Annotated in this window: 17 protein-coding genes and 1 pseudogene; 6 read left to right on the top strand and 12 right to left on the bottom strand. The window is 41.5% G+C overall.

The annotated features are described in order from the left end of the window. Nucleotides 1-427 precede the first annotated feature (427 nt). The 3 genes from JCM16456_RS11725 (at nucleotide 428) to JCM16456_RS11730 (ending at nucleotide 4603) form a co-directional block, all read left to right on the top strand. A complete protein-coding gene (locus tag JCM16456_RS11725) occupies nucleotides 428-2596 on the top strand; it encodes a methyl-accepting chemotaxis protein (protein WP_068714544.1) in 2169 nt (722 codons plus the stop codon). Between the two features lie 152 nt (nucleotides 2597-2748). Next, nucleotides 2749-2949, top strand: coding sequence for a hypothetical protein (locus tag JCM16456_RS23725; RefSeq protein WP_156430518.1), 201 nt, complete (start codon nucleotides 2749-2751; stop codon nucleotides 2947-2949). Nucleotides 2950-3052: 103 nt separating this feature from the next. Beyond that, entirely contained in the window at nucleotides 3053-4603 is a 1551-nt protein-coding gene (locus tag JCM16456_RS11730; RefSeq protein WP_082712291.1) for a carboxylesterase/lipase family protein, read from the top strand. A gap of 86 nt (nucleotides 4604-4689) precedes the next feature. Here JCM16456_RS11730 and JCM16456_RS11735 read toward each other — a convergent pair whose 3' ends face one another. After that, nucleotides 4690-6945, bottom strand: coding sequence for a hypothetical protein (locus tag JCM16456_RS11735; RefSeq protein ID WP_068714548.1), 2256 nt, complete (start codon nucleotides 6943-6945; stop codon nucleotides 4690-4692). 630 nt (nucleotides 6946-7575) lie between these two features. Here JCM16456_RS11735 and JCM16456_RS11740 point away from each other — a divergent pair. Further along, a complete protein-coding gene (locus JCM16456_RS11740) occupies nucleotides 7576-8481 on the top strand; it encodes a DMT family transporter (protein ID WP_082712292.1) in 906 nt (301 codons plus the stop codon). 85 nt (nucleotides 8482-8566) lie between these two features. Here the strand turns inward: JCM16456_RS11740 and JCM16456_RS11745 are convergent, their stop codons facing one another. After that, a complete protein-coding gene (locus JCM16456_RS11745; protein ID WP_068714552.1) occupies nucleotides 8567-9484 on the bottom strand; it encodes an iron-siderophore ABC transporter substrate-binding protein in 918 nt (305 codons plus the stop codon). Between the two features lie 432 nt (nucleotides 9485-9916). On the opposite strand from JCM16456_RS11745, the gene JCM16456_RS11750 reads away from it, so the two are divergent. After that, the gene (locus JCM16456_RS11750; RefSeq protein ID WP_068714554.1) at nucleotides 9917-10894 is read left to right on the top strand and encodes a ketopantoate reductase family protein; all 978 of its coding nucleotides are present in this window, start codon (nucleotides 9917-9919) and stop codon (nucleotides 10892-10894) included. A 466-nt stretch (nucleotides 10895-11360) separates the two neighbouring features. On the opposite strand, the gene JCM16456_RS11760 is transcribed toward JCM16456_RS11750, so the two are convergent. The 4 genes and pseudogenes from JCM16456_RS11760 to JCM16456_RS24010 all read right to left on the bottom strand — a co-directional run bounded on the left by JCM16456_RS11760 (nucleotide 11361) and on the right by JCM16456_RS24010 (nucleotide 13158). Continuing rightward, nucleotides 11361-12113, bottom strand: a complete 753-nt coding sequence (locus tag JCM16456_RS11760; RefSeq protein WP_068714558.1) for a DUF4225 domain-containing protein — start codon at nucleotides 12111-12113, stop codon at nucleotides 11361-11363. Continuing rightward, on the bottom strand, nucleotides 12103-12594 hold the full coding sequence (locus tag JCM16456_RS11765) for an Hcp family type VI secretion system effector (protein ID WP_068714560.1): 492 nt from the start codon (nucleotides 12592-12594) through the stop codon (nucleotides 12103-12105). The genes JCM16456_RS11760 and JCM16456_RS11765 overlap by 11 nt, the downstream gene beginning before the upstream one ends. Nucleotides 12595-12707: 113 nt before the next feature. Continuing rightward, nucleotides 12708-12869 (bottom strand): annotated as a pseudogene (locus JCM16456_RS24475) (type II toxin-antitoxin system YafO family toxin); the annotation flags it as partial. Between the two features lie 124 nt (nucleotides 12870-12993). Further along, the gene (locus JCM16456_RS24010) at nucleotides 12994-13158 is read right to left on the bottom strand and encodes a hypothetical protein (RefSeq protein ID WP_162266540.1); all 165 of its coding nucleotides are present in this window, start codon (nucleotides 13156-13158) and stop codon (nucleotides 12994-12996) included. Between the two features lie 61 nt (nucleotides 13159-13219). Between JCM16456_RS24010 and JCM16456_RS11770 the strand changes: the two genes are divergently transcribed. Then, complete coding sequence (locus tag JCM16456_RS11770; RefSeq protein WP_068714562.1) at nucleotides 13220-13558, top strand: cytosolic protein; 339 nt, start codon at nucleotides 13220-13222, stop codon at nucleotides 13556-13558. Between the two features lie 255 nt (nucleotides 13559-13813). Here the strand turns inward: JCM16456_RS11770 and JCM16456_RS11775 are convergent, their stop codons facing one another. The 6 genes from JCM16456_RS11775 to JCM16456_RS11800 form a co-directional block, all read right to left on the bottom strand. Next, nucleotides 13814-15685: a rhamnogalacturonan lyase family protein gene (locus tag JCM16456_RS11775; protein WP_068714564.1), complete on the bottom strand. Its 1872-nt coding sequence runs from the start codon at nucleotides 15683-15685 to the stop codon at nucleotides 13814-13816. Nucleotides 15686-15975: 290 nt separating this feature from the next. Continuing rightward, on the bottom strand, nucleotides 15976-16377 hold the full coding sequence (locus JCM16456_RS11780; protein ID WP_068714566.1) for an HVO_A0114 family putative DNA-binding protein: 402 nt from the start codon (nucleotides 16375-16377) through the stop codon (nucleotides 15976-15978). A 1-nt stretch (nucleotide 16378) separates the two neighbouring features. Beyond that, on the bottom strand, nucleotides 16379-16735 hold the full coding sequence (locus JCM16456_RS11785) for a DUF6516 family protein (RefSeq protein ID WP_156430519.1): 357 nt from the start codon (nucleotides 16733-16735) through the stop codon (nucleotides 16379-16381). A 199-nt stretch (nucleotides 16736-16934) separates the two neighbouring features. Beyond that, entirely contained in the window at nucleotides 16935-17708 is a 774-nt protein-coding gene (locus JCM16456_RS11790; RefSeq protein WP_068714570.1) for a transporter substrate-binding domain-containing protein, read from the bottom strand. Nucleotides 17709-17736: 28 nt separating this feature from the next. Next, nucleotides 17737-18540 carry a carbon-nitrogen hydrolase family protein gene (locus JCM16456_RS11795; RefSeq protein WP_179946780.1) on the bottom strand — a complete coding sequence of 268 codons (804 nt, stop codon included), beginning with the start codon at nucleotides 18538-18540 and terminating at the stop codon, nucleotides 17737-17739. Between the two features lie 11 nt (nucleotides 18541-18551). Beyond that, nucleotides 18552-19718: a methionine aminotransferase gene (locus JCM16456_RS11800; RefSeq protein ID WP_068714572.1), complete on the bottom strand. Its 1167-nt coding sequence runs from the start codon at nucleotides 19716-19718 to the stop codon at nucleotides 18552-18554. Nucleotides 19719-19768: the final 50 nt, after the last annotated feature.

Consider the following 19768-nt stretch of genomic DNA (forward strand, 5'->3'; position numbering starts at 1 on the left):
TCCCTATCATCTGGCACCTATTTACCGTTAAATTTCCAGAAAAATTCTTGTAACACCATTGATATTAGAAATTAATTAATCTTCTGATCTAATCAAATATTAAACAAATTTTTATCAAAAACTTTAAACACAAAAAATAACAAAAGAACAATTAAATACTAATGACAAAGATCATCCAAAAACCTAGTAAGAAAAAAATAAAATAAATGATTACTTTCAGATAAAAAGGTGTTTTCACTCGAAAAATCAAAATAATTTATTGTTTAAACAATATAAATCAGTTTACTATTCATCCGTTTTTAACATTAAAATACAATAACGATAAACATTCTTATTTACCTTATTCCATTTAGGGGGGCTCTGGCCTGTTCTAAAGTTATTAATATTAAGTTTATTCCACTCGTCAATTTAATCAGTTAGAGAGTTTATGAGATTACAATCTATTCAAACCAAGATAGCGCTAATTGGTGGTATTGGACTAGCTGTTACAGCAACTGTATTGGCTAGCTATAGTATCACTTCTGCTAATTCAACTAAGGATATTGTGTTAGCCGAAACCACATCCTTAATAACCGAACGAACTCATAAAGAATTAAGTATTACCACTGAAAAATATGCTCAGATCATTGAGAATCGTATTGAACAGGGTATTAATTCAGCAAGAACCATTGCGGAAACGATTTCGTCAAAAAATACTGGACAACAAACTCTTTTTAACCGCAACACTTTTAACCTCACTTTGCAGTCGGTCTTAAAAAGCAATCCAGATTTAAACGGTGTTTACAGTGCTTGGGAACCAGACAAATTTGATCATCAGGATGAACAATTTATCGGTGCTGAGAATGGTAGTGAAACAAATACAGGACGATTTATCCCTTATTGGACACGTTCTGCTTCAGGCCAAATTACAGTAGCGCCTTTGGTCGATTTTGATAGTTTAGAAAAACATCCGAACGGCATTGGTCGTGGGGCTTGGTATCAAATACCAAAGCTACAAGGGAAAGAAACGGTTACAGCACCACTGCCTTATCAAGTTCAAGGCCAATCACTGTGGCTAGCCACGCTTTCTGTTCCTATCAAGTTTAATGGTCAATTTGCTGGAGTGATCGGTGCCGATTACAACTTGCAGTTTGTTCAATCGTTGAGCCAACAAATTTCACAACAGCTTTATGAAGGTCAATCACAAGTTACTATTTTGACTGACCAAGGCTTAGTGCTAGCAAACAGTCAAGACGCTTCCACAATAGGCAAACAGGAACAAAACTTGTTTGGTCAAGCGCAAGACAGGATTAAAAAGCTTGCTCATGATCATCAGCTAGGCTCCTTTGAATCAACCAATGCCAAAGGAGAAAAGGCATTTTTCGCTCTAGCACCTATTGCATTAGGTCGTGGTAACAGCTTTTGGATCGTTGTCGTTCAAGTGCCCAAAGCCACCGTGTTAGCGGACGCCTATAAGCTTGAGCAACGCATTAGTGACAACAACGACAGCAACATTCATATCCAACTGTTATTGAGTTTGGTTGTGGCATTAATCGCTATCACTGTTCTTGCGATGTTTGCGAAAAAAATCGCCGCGCCAATTTTGCGTGCAGTGGATATGGCAAAATCCATCGCAGGTGGTGAGTTTGGTAAACGTTTGGACTATCACAGCCACGATGAAGTTGGTGTTCTAGCAGAAGCACTCGACAACATGACGGCGAGCTTAGAAAAACACGTGGCTGTGGCAGAGCAGATTTCTCAAGGTAATCTGAATGTCACCGTGACCAAAGCATCTGACCACGATCAATTGGGAAATGCTCTAGCGCAAATGTTGGATGACTTAAATAAAGTTATCTTTGAAATTGGTCGTAACTCGGACCACATTGCATCTAGTGCAGGCGGTGTTTCTGACTTAAGTCATAACCTTGCTGCTGGCGCGGCGCAATCAGCTTCCGCTGTGACTGAAATCAGCGCATCGATTGCCGAGATTGCGACACAAATACAGCAAAGCTCTGTCAATGCCCATCAAGTAAATGAGCTATCACAAAAAACCTTAAACGCTGCTCATGATGGCAACAAAATGATGCATGCTCTTTCTAATGCAATGCACGATATCAACCAATCAGGTAAAGACATCAACAACATCATTAGTTCCATTGAAGAGATTGCCGAACAAACCAATTTGCTTGCACTAAATGCCGCCATTGAAGCTGCTCGTGCTGGTGAATATGGCCGAGGCTTCGCTGTTGTTGCAGATGAAGTTCGCCAGCTTGCTGTTCGCAGTGCAACGGCCGTGCAGCAAACCGCGAAACTCATTGAAAACTCCGCGACCAATACTCAAAAAGGTATTCAATTGACAGAAAGTACCTCTAAGTCACTTGATGAAATCTTAGGTCACATCGACCACGTTGCCGGACTAGTAGCTGAAATAAGCACAGCTTCAAGTGAACAAAGTTCAGCAGCGGAACAGGTCAACATCGGTATTCAACAAATTGATGAAGTGGTTCATCAAAACGGACAGATTTCTGAGGAATGTGCTAACTCTTCTAAAGAGATGGAACAACAATCTCGCACACTTATCTCATTGGTTTCCCGTTTCCAATTACGCAACAAATAGCGAATTACAGTGCGCATTACCTACACCGCCTTCGGGCGGTGTTTTTCGTTATGAAGCAACATTGGCATCTTGTTGAATGAGCAAAATAGATAGATTCTTAAGCGACATATTCCCCTGATTAATAAGCTTTTATATACCCAAATGACCTCAAGATGCAGACTTCAGAGCTTCATCAACGAGCACAGGTCAAGCTCAATGACGGAAGGAATGGTCATTCCCTTTCAACGTCATTGGGCGCAGAAATGGGCTTGTTGATGAGCTATTCGCTCCTATGCTGCGTTACCGATTTTCTACGTAGAATCACTATGTATTCAAATCGGTGCCTTGCCTATGAGCGAATACATTCTCGCTGAAACCGCATCTTGAGGTTACTTGGGTATAAACCTTTTAATTGAATTAGGGTCTTAACAATGTCTGCATAAAACCACTCCCAGAATATCGAGGTTTTGCTTTGCTATGAAATATCTATTTGTACCTAGGTTACGAACATCCTTCGTTACCGGCCTTATCACCAGTCTCATGCTATTTTGTTCTGTATCTCAAGCTGATTCAGTCAATCCCCTACTTATTCACACACAATCAGGAGCAATTGTCGGGAAGAACCTCCCACAGACATTTAGCTGGCAAGGCATTCCTTATGCCAAACCGCCTATCGGCCAACTACGTTGGCACGCACCAGAACCCGCCGAGCATTGGTCTGGGGTAAAACAAACATCCACCTTTGGCCCTTCCTGTATGCAAACTCCACCACCGAAAGGCCCTGAAGCGATACTAGGCCAACAACCCATGAGTGAAGATTGTCTCACCCTCAATATCTGGAAACCCAAAAGACGTTTTGAGGAAGACCGCCTTCCCGTCATGGTGTGGATTCATGGTGGCGCATTTCGGATGGGAGCGTCGTCTCTCAAACTCTATGATGGAGCGAATGTAGCGAAAAAAGGGGTTATCGTGGTCACTCTCAATTATCGCCTTGGCCCGTTGAGTGTTTTCCCTCATCCAGCACTGGATAAAGAAGATAAAGGGCAAGCCCTTAACTTTGGTTTACTTGACCAAATTGCCGCGCTGCAATGGGTGAAAAACAATATCGGTCAGTTTGGGGGCGATGCTAATAACATTACCATTTGGGGGGAATCTGCAGGAGGAGCCTCTGTGGGGTATTTACTAACATCCCCACTCTCTAACGGCCTATTTAATAAAGCGATTATCGAATCTGGCGCTTTAGCTTTACCTGAACTGTCACGGCAACAAGCCGTTACCTCGATTAAAAAGCAGCTACCCAAATCCCTAGCCAATATGACCCCAGCACAATTACGTGCGTTATCCGCAAGCCAACTACTGACCTTGCCACTTGCTAAAACTTCCACCATGCCGATCATTGATGACGTATCGTTAACCGAGAAAACCCAGAAAGCGATCGCCAGCGGTCACTATCACCATGTACCGCTTTTGATTGGTAGCAATAATGATGAAGCAGGATTCTTTCCACCAGCATGGCGTGCCTCGGTAAAAGAGAAACTGGGTAACCTGTGGCCTCATGCCGCCAAGCTAACCGATGGCTACGGTACGAATTTGGTTGAGAATAAAGAAGCTCAGCTTGCAACCGACATTTTTGCCACGGTGAATACCCGAGCCTTAGCAACAAGCTCTGTCAAAAACAAGATGCCCACTTGGCGTTACTATTTCAGTTACCAAAGTTCAGCTCAGCAACAAAAACATCCAGGGGCCATTCACACCGCAGAGATCCCTTACGTGTTTGGTAACATTGACCAATTAGGCTTTATGCCAAGTGAGGAAGATAAAGAGTTAGCCAATAATTTAACCGAACGTTGGGTTCATTTTGCCAAACACGGCACACCCAATCCCGTCGCGTTTAAAACTTGGCCGCAATACGATCCTAACAGCGATAGCTTATGGCTTATCGACAACCACGGCGAACGAGCCATTGTCGAGCAAGGCACGGCACGTCTGGACTTGCTGCAACGCCATCCTGAGATTCAGTTGAACTGACCCTAACAGTTAACTTTCACTGGCTATTCATACAAAAAAGCCCTCAACCGTAATTGAGGGCTTTGATTTTATGGATTAGTTAGTGATTACTTAGCGGCTGCAATCCATTTTTCATAAATGCTTGTCAAGGTTGCTTCATCACCCATCATGATGTAATCAGCATCATCTTCATCTGCGTATTTGTCTGTCATATACACACTGAATTTGCCAAAATCACGGACACGATAAGTGTTACGCTCGTAACCACCATCAAAGGTTTGATGCTGGTTCAAGTACACTGTTGTATCGCCATCTTCAGTGATTGTATCGACTTTCCAAGTACCAGGTTCAGAGACTTCGCCAGTTGTATCATTTACATCAATTGCATTAAATGAACCGTCAGTATTGAAGTCGTAATAGAACAGGAGAGGCTCAACGTCACCAGTGCCGTTAGATTGTTCGTTGTTATCATCACCCAAGACAAAAACTTTGCCGTCAAATTGCGCTTCTGTCACTTCAAGGAAGTTGTAGTAATCTTTATTGGCCGAATCTAACCAGAATAGTTCTCCATCACCTGTACCGATAACCATTTGCTCGCCATTTCCAACGTTAGCATGGTAAAGAACAGTGAAGCTATTTGTCTTACCTTCTTCGTCAAAAGTAAGCGTGCCGTCATCTTGAAGAGTGACAGGGAAACAATCGGTTAAATCTGCTGAGCTTTCAAATAGATTATCCAGAACAGGACCAAAGTCGTGACCTGTTAGTGTCTGTCCAAAATCCATACACATTTGAGTTTCTGAACCATTCACTTGGAAGGTCGCGAAACCGACTTCTGTATCACCAGCATTAAAGCTACCCATGCTCCATACTTTCGCTTCGCTAAACATAGCGTTGGTAAAGGCTAAAGACTCATCAGATGCAGAATCATCATCTTCTTCATCTACAGCACTTTCCGTGATAGAAAGATTAAGTGTATATGATGCAGCGGTGCTATGAGTCGAGTCTGTTGCGGCAATAGTTAATGTTGCAACACCAGAAGTCGTTGGCGTACCAGATACGGTTAGCAAACCAGATTCATCAACAGACACTAAAAGACCACTGTCTGAAGACGATACCGAGTAAGTTAAAGTGTCACCTTCAGCATCATTAAACAGCTCGCTCACATCAACACTATTTTCTGTGCTTTGGTTTTGTTCCAAATTCCAAGCACTCAATGTTGATTGTAACGCCGTGGTTACAGAAGTATTTACAGTCGGTGCTTCATTTGTTGAGGCTACAGTAAAGGTAATCACAGCAGGAACAGTCGCAACAACTGAACCATCGGAAGCGACATCTTTACCTTCGATAACAATATTGTAAGTTCCAGCTTTTGAAACTTCGCCTTGAAGAACCAAATTACCACTGCTTAAAGAAACCTCTAGACCAGCAGCCTTCAGCTCAGCAATGCTAGTTTGAGTTAATGCTGCCGTAATATTGCTATTATCTTCATCACTAAACAGACCTGAGTAAGCTTCACTAAGTGTAATGCTGCTACCCACCTCCAGGTTCATATTTACAAGCTCTGCTTCAATGCTAGCAATGTAGTCACTGCTAACCACTAAGCTAGAGTTGGAAACTGAAGTCAAATTAACACCGTCGCCAGAAGATTGATCGATAATGACTGGCTTAACCGTCACATCATTAAGTTCTTCTTCGCTTAATGTTTCTGTAGCTTCTGCAGCTGCTTCAGCAAACTTCAGTGCATTGGCGTGGTAATTGTCATCACCTTCACCTTCGGCAACTTTTGATACCGTTAAAATCTGAGCAGTCTTATGCAGTTTCTTAGAAGTGTTGTCTGTCGCACCAATATAATCGGAGTAAACATTGATGGTTGCATCACCTAAAGCTTCAGCAACATTGCTTGCAGCTTGCTCTTCTGTTGCACCATTACTGATTTCAATCGCAACAAGGTCGGTCAATGGTGAAATCATGGTTGAAGATGGTGTTGAACGGAATACCACTTCACTCTGCATCGCTTGAGTGGGTTGGTCCATATCTACAGTGTAAATACCTGCGTATTTCTCGCTATCCAACGCGATTAGTTGAGCTTGGGCATCGCCACCAGGCACAACGGTTTGCACGGCTAAAGTACCCTCAGGACGAGAATCCAACGTTAGCTGCCCATTGTTATCAGTCAAGCCAAGTAAAACTTCACTGTTTTGCCACTCACCATCATTGTTCGTATCGACAAAAACGACCGCATTTTTCAAATAACCGTCTAACGCTTTAATGGTCGTTTGAGTGCTTTCATCGCTACTACTATCACCACCACACCCAGTTAATGCCATGCTCACAGACAAAGCCAACAAACTTATTTTTTTCACTAACTAATCCTTTTTATCTTTATATTTATAACTTCATAGAATAGACAAATAAATAATATAACAATCAATAAAGTCATATTTATTCGATGTGGTTTATAACTATATTTTTATAGAATGTAAATATATGCAAAGAATTTTAATTAAGAATCTAAATATTTATATAAAACATGTTGTATATTAATTTTAAACATAATATTCAATATCTTAGCTCACAAACCGCTATATCCAGATACAACTATAAGGATTAAATCACGATTTTAATTTTCATAAGCTTATAAAAATCATTGGTGACATTTTATCTCATTAAATTCAGCTAATGACAAATATAGCAGTATCAGTATAAAAACAAACCAATAATAATATTTAACTTTGATCAAATATCTTTAAATAACTTCAAGGTGCAGAAATTAGAGCTTCATCAACGAGCACAGGTAAGCTCAATTAAGGAAAGGATGGTGACAATAAACGTCTAAAGTTTGGGAGTTCCCCTAACAAGAATGGAGGGATTTTTACTATATCTCTCTTTGCATCTCGTGTTTTAAGTTTAGTTTTTGACTAAATTGCGGGACTTTCGTCACAAACAGCGATAAATTAACCACTTCTTTTTATCAAGCTAGTCAAACCTAAACCATGGAATCACCCCCATCATCTTCACCAATCTTCCCCATTGGTGTGCGCTTTATGTTTCTGTCAGCATTGGGCTTTTCCCTAATGACTGCCTTTGTAAAAGGTGTCAGCAATTATGGAATTCCAGTATTCGAAATCGTTGCTGCTAGGGCCTTTGTTTCACTGATCATCAGCTACATTGACGTAAAACGTAAACGTATCTCTATTTGGGGTAACAATAAGAAACTGCTGTTTGCTCGAGGGGCGTTTGGTACCGCATCATTGATGTGTGTGTACTATGCGGTAACCTCATTACCTCTCGCTGAAGCGACGATTTTGCAGTACGTTCATCCAATTTTTACAGCGCTGCTTGCTGTGCTGTTTTTAAAAGAGCGAGTTCAACCAGCAACAATCGTCTGTATCGTGCTGTGCTTACTCGGCCTTTACACTATGCTGCATCCCGAACTTGCCAGTGGTCAGCACTCAGATATTCCACTGTTCAGTGTCGGAATTGCATTACTCGGTGCGTTTGGCAGCTCTATCGCTTACGTGATCGTGAAAAAACTGAGCCGAACCGAAGACAGCTCAGTGATCATCTTCTACTTCCCTATGGTTGCATTACCGATTTCCGCATTGTTAATTGGGCGCGATTTTATTTGGCCAGAATGGCACGTCACGGTCATGATGATTTTGGTCGGTGTGTTCACTCAAGTTGGCCAATATGGTTTAACTAAGGCGATGCAAACTCAAGATGCAGGAAGAGCTTCGGCTTTCTCCTATATTCAAATCGTGTTTTCAATTTGTATCGGCGTTATTTGGTTCCAAGAAATCCCATCGGTTTGGACTTATCTAGGCGGTATTTTCATTGTTTCTGGTGCCTTGATTAACGTATTTGGTCAGCGAATTCCTTTGCTAAGACGCCGTGTTTAATCACGATATCAGTTCGATATTCAACCCACAAAAAGGGCGTACTGTTCAGTACGCCCTTTCGTTTATTTATCAATAATCGTTCCTACTACCGCGCCGGAAGAGTTAACAGCGCTTGCGTTGCGACTTGGGCAATATGTTCGATTGATGCCGCGCTGCCATATACCCAGCAAGGTTCAACCGTCAAGAAATTGCCTTGACGAACGAAAGGCAGGTGCTGCCATAATGCGGAAGAAAACAATCTCTTCTCTTGAGCAAATGGACGAACGTAAATCACAACACCATCTTTAATCGACGCCAGCGACTGCAGTGGCAAATTCGTTTGCCCCCATGCACTCTTGTTCGTTTGTAACGCAGGCTCGATCCCAAGCTGAGAGAGCGCGTATTCAACGGTAGAGTTGTTACCTGAGACGGATGCATGGCTAAGGTCAACAAAGTGAACCATCGTCACTTTAGGAATGTTATGGTTAAAATGCTTATTAAGTGCCTCTCGCCACTGTGCGATTTTTTGTGTACGTTCAGCTAAATACTGCTTTGCTTGCGCTTCTTTACCAACCACTTTAGCCATTTTTAAAAAGGCATCATCAACGGCTTGTCCATTATCTTGGTCATCACGAAAGGTATCAAAGCTCAATACTGGAGCAATTTGACTTAAAGAATCATAAGCAGCGGGCTGACCAGAACCACTAAGGATGGCATCCGGCTTTAGCTGATGAATCAACTCCATATTGGGTTCACCTCGCATTCCGACGCTAGTGATATCCTCAGGTGCCTTAGGCTCTTTTACCCAAGTGTTATAACCTTCCGGATCCGCAACGCCAACGGGTTTCACCCCCAATACATACATAGCTTCCGCAGCAGACCAGTTCAGCACAACCACTCTTTTAGCTGGCTGAGACCATTTGTGCTCACCGTTCATATCGGTAACAACTACCGTTTGTGCAGCAAAGGTTGAGGCTGATACAGCGAAGAGAGCCAATCGTGCCAGGTGCTTAAAAATCATCATATTTATCACTGTTATATAGGAAAAAGTCAAAAGACAAGAATGATAACGATTGTTATTAGCGAACAATTATACAGAAATAATCTCGTTTCGATAGCGGTCAACCACTCGATCGTTCGTGTAGAGATAAACTTTATCGTACAGCCACCTTTATCACACATAGAAAACAAAAAATTTCAGACGCCAAAAGAGAAAACAATCTCCTAAGTTCGTTATGAACAGAACTGAGTTCATTGGCACTCTTTCTAATTCATGCTAAATTCAACCCTTATATAACAAAGCATACAGGCGAAGTATTTACTAACTAGTGTACTAGCACACTGTTCGAAACACTTCGTTAAAAATCGAAAAGGAATGTCGGTCATTGTCATTGAAGGTTGAGCATTCAACGGTAAATGAAAGACCGAAATTTAACAGACAAGGAAAAGAACCAACATGAAACTTTGTATTGCTGGCGCAGGCGCTATTGGTTGTACGCTTGCCGCTCTACTGGCCAAAGCGGGAAACACCGTTAACGTTCTAGCGCGTGGTGCGACATTAGACGCATTACAAACCAACGGCATTTCTCTTAAAGACCTACAGGGTCAACATCGCGTAAATGTTGTAGCAAAACAAAATGCTGAAGAGTTTGGCGTACAAGACGTGATATTTGTTTGTACCAAAACCACAGCGCTTGAAGTGATTGCCGAATCGATTCAACCCATGATGGGTGAGCACACCATTATTGTGCCGATGATCAATGGCTTACCTTGGTGGTATTTTCAAGGCATCGACAACCCGACTCATCAAGTGATCAAGCGTCTCGACCCAACAGGCAAACTGGCCAGCCTGCTGCCAGCGAAGCATTTGATTGGTTGTGTGACCTTTATGACTGCGTTTCGTCAAGCGCCTGGCGATGTGGTTTCAGAAAACCCGCATCTGCTGATTTTGGGTGAAATTCATAATGAGCTAACCGAGCGTTTGCAGCAACTACGCGCCGTGCTAGAGGCAGCCGATATTGAAGCTCGCGCGGTGGATAATATTCGCGACCAGATCTGGACTAAAGTTGCAGCGAACTTAACCTCTAACCCACTTTCCGTGATTACCAAAGGCACGCTAAATCAGCTGTATGCTGACCCACGTTTAAGCCCATTGGTCCGTCATATCCTTGATGAAGTGCTATTAACTGCCGCAGCATACAGCGCGCGCATCCGCTTTAATCCTCTACAAATTATGGAAATGGGCGCAGGCATGGGCAATATCAAAACCTCAATGCTACAAGACTTCACAGCAGGTCAACCGCTAGAGCTGGATGCTATTGGTTACTCGGTTATTGAGCTGGCAGAAAAAGTGAGCATTGAAATGCCGCGCACGAAACAAGTGCTCGACATGGCAGCGTTTATCTCTGAGCAAGATTTGGCAAGTCGCGTTTAAGTTTTATCAAATTGAACGTCAATGGGGCTATTCGTTAGCCCCCAAATTCATCACTAAAATGCCTTTAGTTTAGCACCCCAATGGACTACTCATCTGCAGCTTTATCATTTACCATAATTGGGACCGCTAAGTGTTAGCTTTAATACTTGGTGTGAGAACGTTGGTTTAAATTATAGATTATTTTTACTTTTAGCTATAGACATAGGAAAACATGTAGCAACTAATAAAACAGAAAAAATAAAACCAAACCACCAGCAAAATACATTATTAACATCATTTGGCATGATTTTTTCGAAAAGAAATGCGAATTGATGATACTTTGCGAAATAAAAATATTCAGATGCAATATACATTACAAAAATAATATATAAAAATCTAACTACAATATTCGAATTTACTAATTTTCTAGATATTACCCTTAGTATTTTCCAAACAAAAATCGATGCTAAAAGAAACAAAAGTATACTCATTGAAGATTACACTCAAAATCATCGCTTACGATATCATTATAAATTGATTGCACTGCAGAAATATCAGCAACGCCCTCAACTCCAAGAGCTAGTGGACCTAACGTTTGTAAACCTATTAGATAGTCCTCTGCCGTAGCCCTATATAAAATTATTTTCTTACTATTACTTAACTTATTTAATAGTGAATAATGTTGTTTTAATACATTACTTCGTGACGCAAGCCCATGAGCAGAAAATACCAAGTCAATTGCGTTGTAAGCCATATCACCATATTTTGGCGAACAACCTTTACTTTTAGCATATTCTTCATATAATTTTTTCACTGGGCCAATATAATTATCATCACCAGTAAAAAAATATACACCTCCTTCTATAGTGTTATTAATGCCATGAGCAACCATCCAACCATGATATGGAATACTCACTCCTCTTGTTTCTGATATACCAATCAACCCACTTTTTATTTGTAATAACCCTGCTATAAACCCCGCTCCCTTTTGAGAAATAGTGATACTCTGTTCTAGTAAGTTTTCAGCTTCTTCCTCAATTGAAGACAGAGCCTGATTTAAGCTTTTTCGACCTTGCTCGAATTCAATTACAATTTGATTAGCAATATCATCATAATATTTTAAAAATTTTGCTTTAACCGACCCATTTTTTATGTGCTTATTACCTTCGATAGATGCTCTTATTATAAGGTTACGAGATCGACTTTTTACTTCATTTGATTCTTCGTAATTATTTCTCACCCCACTCTCCATTATTCCATGAGTCATAGCCTTCTGTACCAGAAATTTTGTGTGTCCATATAATATCTTTATAGCCAAAGCTAATCATTTCATGCATCTCATCACCATGAGAATTAATCGTATTAGGTAGAACAAAATCCAAAGCAACAATAATCGCATCTACCAATTCAATTGTATAAAAAAGCTCATTAAACCCTTGTTCATTATTTCGAAAAAAATTTATTTTGCAGCTAAGTTTTTCACCTTTTGAAAAAGCACTAGCTAACAAAGGTGACGACTTGTCAATATTTTTAGAAATAACCACTGGGTTATGTAGCTTTCTTTGTTCATACTTTGACATTGAGTGATTACAAGCTATTACTGAAATTTCATCAATATGATTTGATTGGTATTTTCCTCCCATAGAGTCTTGAGTATTACAGCCTTTAGAGATCGGTCCCTGAGTTGCGCCTTCGACGGTTAAGTATGCTACGTGTGCCATTTATTATAATCTTAATTTAATGATAAAAATCAGAGAGTAATACAGACTTTCTCTGAGTCAATTTAGATCTTTCTTTTTGGGACTAACATTGCAAATTCCTAAAACTACTACGATCACTCCAACCTTGACAATAGCTTGTCACTCGTTTGGTAAAACTGAATAGAACTTAAGAACGGAGCATCACTAGCAGCTAAGTGAATGTGCTTCACTTTCGCTGATTTCAAGATCGGTAATGTGTTGAGATGATCATAAGCTTCATCTCGACCAAAAAATCCGGTTTTTGCCCCGTTTTCTTGTAGTGTTTAAAGTTTTTAGTCAACAATTGAAGCTCACTGTCCGTCAGTGAGTCAATTACGATCTTATGCTTAAAAACTTGAATATTTAACGAGTTACTCACTCTTAAAAATCATCCAAATCACGTTCATCGAGATCTGTTAATGCTTGAGCATTCAGATGAGCAATAACGTCCAAGCGAACACTCATTGGCCTAAATGATGAAACAGCGTCAGAATTCTTAGCTTCTAAAGCTTTCAGTAGCTCGAGTAAACGACTGCCTTTCGCCACGATCTACTACGTTTCCCCTAATAGTGATAACATCCCCGCATCAGAATGACCGAGAAAATCTATGTTTATCCATCATGTTAACGACATCGACTGGCTGGTAATTACCGCTTTTGAAGAATTCAAAACGTTGTTTATCGAAGATGCCGGTGCGATCCCTGCTTGCTTCTCTACCGCCAGCGAATTGAGTCTGCTCGATCAAGCCAGGCGCACTTATGGATATTTGCCAAAACTCAGCGGCGTCATTACCGATACAGGAACCTATCAAAGTGCGGATATCAAAGAGGATTTACACCCTCAGCTTGCCTGCTTAGTTGAAGGTCGCGGTCGGGTGTTTATCTATCACGGTGGCTTTGTCGCTTTTGTGGATGACGAGCAAACCTTCATTACCCGAATCGACTAAACGTGATTCAGTGAGTTGCAATGGAGCGAGGTCATGTGCAGCTTCAATAAGAATAGCCTTTGCTTTCTGATTTACTAAGGAAACTTGGTTAACCAACTCAATATCAATAATAAAGCAGAGGCTATCATATCCTCTGCTTTAATACCCCAACGACCTTAACATGCAGCATTCAGAGCTTCATTAATGAACACAGGGCAAGCTCAATTACGGAAGGAATGGGCTTGTTGATTATTAATAGCCAATTATTATTAAGATCTATTTATCAGCTTTAATTAACCTAATATTCGGAGTTGGTGCACCATCTGGAAAATAATAACTTACGTGAGCGGGTTGGTTATAACCGACGTTTTGCACCGCTACATTCATGCGATACATTGGATCATGCATTAATGTGTAATTTTTGTGGTCGGTTTCAAACCAACTAGAAAAAAGTAATAATTCCGTATTATCAACATTGGGGAAAATAATCTCCTCTCTCCAATCACCTATAATATCGGCGACTAAATTGGCATCATTTTTAGAACTATGTATGGTTTTAGCTCCATAATACCAACCAGTAAACAAACGTTTATCCCCATTAACACTCGCTCCTCCTCTAAGCTCTTGTTGTACATCACCATCAAAATACAAAGGCTGTAGATATGAGTTATAACTTTCGCTTAATTGATTGCCATAGACATCAAAACTACCTAAACCAACCGCAGCAATCTCTGAACCTCGGTAATCGCTATTTACATCTGCCGCCCAAGCGCGACCGACATCGTTAGAGCTTAATACTTCCCACAAGATTTCACCGGTTTTTGCATCACGCATATCGATGCCATAAGTGCTATTTTCATGTGGTTGGAAAAACTCAATTCCATCACGATCTGGCATCAAATCACCAATCGCATGTGAATCACCATGTCCACGACCAGTACTGTACAAACCAGTGCCATCATTATCGATGGCCATTGCACCGTAAGTGAGTTCGTCTGAACCATCCTCATCAACATCACCTACCGCTACACTGTGGTTTCCTTGACCTGCGTATTCTTCATTGCCTTCATCATCAGAATCAAACTTCCAAACCGTAGTAAGCGTATTCGCTCCATCCCACTTGTAAGCTGCCATACCGATACGGCTATAAATCCCACGAGAATAAACCAACATAGGTCCGTTATTGGCGTCGTATAAAACAGCCCCTTTTCTGGATGCCGAACGTTTACCGTAACTGTCACCCCATGTTGCTTTCATGTCCTCAATTGGTCCAATCGCAGGCCATAAATTTACGGTGGCCATTTCTTTACCAGTTTCACCGTTAAATAGAGAAATATATTGGGGATCTGCCATCAAATGACCAGAGACCCTTTCAATCACTAATGAGTCATCGTCGTTTGCCGCTGGCCCTTTGCTTAAGTAACTCCCCGTTCCATCTTTTGTACCGGGGCCAGTCAACATAGCGACTTCGGCTTTACCATCTTCATTGAGATCATAAACCATAATATTGAGAATCTGTTTATCGGTATTTGGACCACAATCTATACGCCATAAACTGTTGCCATCGAGATCAATGGCCTCAACATAAGAGTGAACACCAGAGCTAGGCTCCCACTCAAAGATCAGTTCATACTGTCCATCACCATCTAAATCGCCAACACTCATATCGCCGGGAGTGTAGGTAATACCCTCATTTTCTGGAGCACTCGGTAAAGGGATTCGTTTAAACGGGATTTTAGGCTTTCCAGGATTTCTATAAGGTTCTTTTAGACTCCAAACAGTAGCCTTATCTGACATTTCACTACCGGAATCCAAAATTGTTTCAACTGTATAAGTATCAGAAACCGTTCCATCTTCATCTACATAATTAGTTGATGTGGTAATTGGGCTTTCGTTAATCTGCTCACCGTTACGGTAAAGATTAAAACCAATATTTTCATCATCAGTCCCTAACATTCGCCAAGATAAGTAAACATCGTTACTTCTCTCAAGTGCTACTAAACCACGATTTAAATATTCCATCGGTCGTGGCGAAATACTTGCCATCGAACTTGTTGTAGACATGATGCCAATTAACCCTAGCGAGATACAACGTGCTAATTTACCCAATCCAAGACGACGATGAATCACTGAATGTTTGCCTTTCATATCCTTTCCTTTTAATAATTAAAACAAACATAAGCATATGTATTTTATTATAACAAAGTGCAATTTTATATAGCTATTTGAACGCAGTTAACAGCGGTATGTGATGATTACCTTGATAAGGGATTTTTATTCAAATAAAAATGCAACATTGTGAGTTTTTACGGGATACAAAAAAAACACACAGTGGATGCAACTGTGTGTTTTTACGATAGCTATTATTCAATTAGTTAAAAACTATTATAAATCAATATAATAAATATTACTAAGACCTTACTTTTGCCTGTTATCGATCAAGCAGCTGCCTGACCGATTGATAGCTGCAGCAAGTAATGTTCGAGTTCAGAGTTAGTAACAATTTCAAAATCCGTAAACAAAGCGACAGGTTTAATCGACTTGCCAGCACCTTGCTCTAAACGCACAAACCCTTTTTCACTTAATGCTTTAAGAGTGTTTGATAAATTAGATTTAGCTCGCCCTGTTAACTCTGACAATTGAGTTAGGCTTTCAGGCCTCTCTGAGTCAATTAAGCGTAACAATTCAATATTTTCCGGACAAAGAATCTGAGAAATAGCATTAATCGATGTATACCATACTCTCGGCTCATCCTGTTGAGGCTTGTATTTTCCTTGAGCAATAGCAAGCAGCCTCATACGAATGAGCTTTTCAGACATAATTCCAATTCTTGCTTTCATATTATTTACCTTCTATTGCAGCAATGGTTTTGTCTATACCCTCAAAGAAATCCTGAAGCAAAGTATAACAATCAGAAAACTCGTAAGGGGTGCCTTGATCAACAGCTGATTTATGCATGTGATCATATTCGTAACATTTCCCACTGAACTTTTTACTTTTGGGCGGTTTAACTGCATGGGCGTTATCATGCCCAAATACCCGCTTATTGTATTTATTATGCAGCGTGAGGTTATAGCGAATACCATGAGGACGTTCTTTAGTTGGAGGAACAGCCCAAGCCTCAATCTTCCACCAATATCCATCATCCCTATGAACTTGCTCACCATGCATACTTAGTAATACATCAATCTCATCCAAAGGTTTTAGCTCTGATTTATGTTATGACCAGAGTATAACAAACTTATTAGTCGGATGTGAAACGTAAATAAGTCATAACACTGTTAAGTTCTAAATACTCCTCAGAAGCGCAAAAAAAACACACAGTGGATGCAACTGTGTGTTTTTTATTAGAGATGTTGTGTTTGCAGAAACGGTCTGCAAGATAAGCGGTTAACGCTTATTTCACGCTGACATCAAAGCCTGTGAAGTATTGTGCAGCCAGTTTTTTCACTGTGCCGTCATCTTGTACTTCTTTGATGGCTTTGTTGAATTTTTCTTTTAGCTCATCGCTGCCTTTACGCAGGCCAAAACCGATACCGCTGCCTAGGATTTTAGCGTCTTCAACCGGTTCGCCGATAAAGCCATAGCCTTTGCTTTCTGGTTTGCTAAGGAAGCCAGCTTGACCAGCTGCAGCCATTACTAATGTACCGTCGATACGACCGGTCATCATGTCGGAATAAACCATGTTTTGGTCTTTATACGCTGTCACGGTTACACCTTTTGGTTCCCAGTGAGCTTTTGCGTACACTTCTTGGATTGAACCTTGAAGCACACCAATGTTTTTACCGCGTAGCGCGTCAGCCGTTGGTGCGAGGTGTTGATCGACACGAGCGATCAGCTGTGAAGGAATACGGTAGATTGGATTGGTAAAGTCGATCGCTTTAGCGCGCTGCTCAGTAATGTTCATCGCAGAGTTGATCACGTCGAATTTTTTCGCATTCAGTGCAGGAATCAGCGTATCAAAGCTGCTTTCTTTCCAGACACATTCGGTTTTCATACGTTCACAAATAGCTTTACCCAGCTCAATGTCAAAGCCGACTAATTCGCCTTTGGCATTTTTACTTTCGAAAGGAGGGTATTCTGCTTCTAAGCCGTAACGTACGGTGGCTGCAAAAGAAGAAGCTGATGCCATCAAACCCAAAGCAAGCATCACTAAACGCGCTTTATTCATAGTAATTCCCTTGTTATCCAATCAGTAACTAATAAAAAATCCGGTTCTTTAACGCCGGTAATTGTTGTCGACTTTGATCAAGTCGTTCTAAATCGATTTCCGCAGTGACGACGCCTTCGCCCTCTTCCAGCATTGCCAGCACTTCGCCCCAAGGGCCGATGATCATACTGTGGCCAAAAGTGCGATTGCCGTTGGGATGAACGCCCGTTTGCGCCGCTGCAATCACGACACATTGGTTTTCCACAGCGCGAGCTCGAAGTAATAGCTCCCAATGTGCTTGGCCGGTGGTGTACGTAAACGCAGCAGGAACTGTGATCACCTCATACTCCTTATGCAGACGATACAGCTCAGGAAACCGCAAATCATAACAAACCGAAGGTCTGACCTTGGCAAAAGGCAGTTCAAATGTGGTAACGACCTTACCAGGATAAAGTGTGTCTGATTCTTTGTAACTCTCTTGCCCGTTATCAAAGCCAAATAGGTGAATTTTATCGTAGCGACCGACACATTCACCCTCTTGGTTAAACAGCAAGTTAGTATTGTAAACTTTGTCTTTATCAGGGCTGATTAACGGAATGGTGCCAGCCGACAACCACACCTGCGCCTCTTTAGCTATCGCACGTAGCGCTTGCGAAATCACCCCACCGCTGTCGGGTTCGGCATGTGCCAAACGCGCTGCATCATTTTGCCCAATAAAGCAAAAATACTCTGGTAAAACAACAAACTGAGCACCCTTTTGAGCGGCTTCAAGAACCCACTTTCTCGCCCGTTGCAGGTTATCAGCAACATCGTCGTTGCTGTTCATCTGAATCGCGGCAACCGTGACTTTCACAGGAAAACTCCTTAATCAAACCGAGCGCGGCAGAGTGCCTGTGCGCCGGCAATGATGGTCGCATCGTCTTTCGCAAATGACAGACGAATCACTTTGTTATCCGTGCCATCAGTATAAAACGCGGAAAGTGGAATGGTTGCAACCCCTTGTTCTTTGATTAAACGGGTCACCACATCACTGTCTTTCTCTTGGCTTAAGTGTCCATAGCTGGCGAGCAAGAAGAAAGAACCACTGCTTGGAATAAGTTCAAACGGACTTTCAGCCAGAGAGGAGATCATCAAGTCACGTTTATGTTGGTAAAACTTCGCCAGATGCAAATAGGTTTGTGGATCTTTCATGTACTCAGCAAATGCATACTGCATTGGTGTATCCGCTGAGAACATAAGAAATTGGTGAACTTTCACCACTTCGTCCATCAAAGCTTGTGGCGCAACACAATACCCCACACGCCAACCTGTCACATGGAAGGTTTTACCAAAAGAAGAAATAATCACACTGCGCGCCGCTAACTCGCTGTGAGTGGCCATGCCGCAATGGGGTTTATCATCAAACACGATGTGCTCGTAAACTTCGTCAGACAAAATCACGATGTCAGTATTACGGGTAATCGCAGCCAGCTCATCAAGATCCGCTTGGTTTAACACTTGCCCTGTCGGGTTATGCGGAGTGTTGATGATGATCATTTTGGTTTTGCTGGTAATGGTGGCACGCACTTCATCCCAGTTAATACCAAAATCAGGCGCCTGCAATTTAAGCGGAATCGCCTTAGCACCTTGCAAACGAACAATCGGCGCATAGCTATCGAAAGAGGGTTCGAAATAGATCACTTCATCGCCCGGATGCACTAACGCAGAAATCGTTGAATAGATCCCTTGGCTAGCACTGGCGGTGACCAGAATTTCCCGTTCTACATCGTATGAGCGCCCATAGACATTCTGGATTTTTTCCGCGATGCGCTCACGCAGTAACGCGTACCCTGTCATTACAGCGTATTGGTTATGGTTATTCTCCATCGCGCGCGTTACGCCTTTGATCAACTCAGAATCACAGGCAAAGTTAGGAGCACCTTGAGATAAGTTGATGGCTTTGTAACGGCTGGATAATTCACCAATAACAGAAAATATGGTGGTACCAACATCATCCAATTTAGTGCGCGATGAAACGGGAGTGTGAATCATGAAAACCTCTTAACGACAACTATCCACCGATAGTTCTAGACCCGATAATT

The organism is Vibrio tritonius (assembly GCF_001547935.1).
GTDB lineage: Bacteria > Pseudomonadota > Gammaproteobacteria > Enterobacterales > Vibrionaceae > Vibrio > Vibrio tritonius.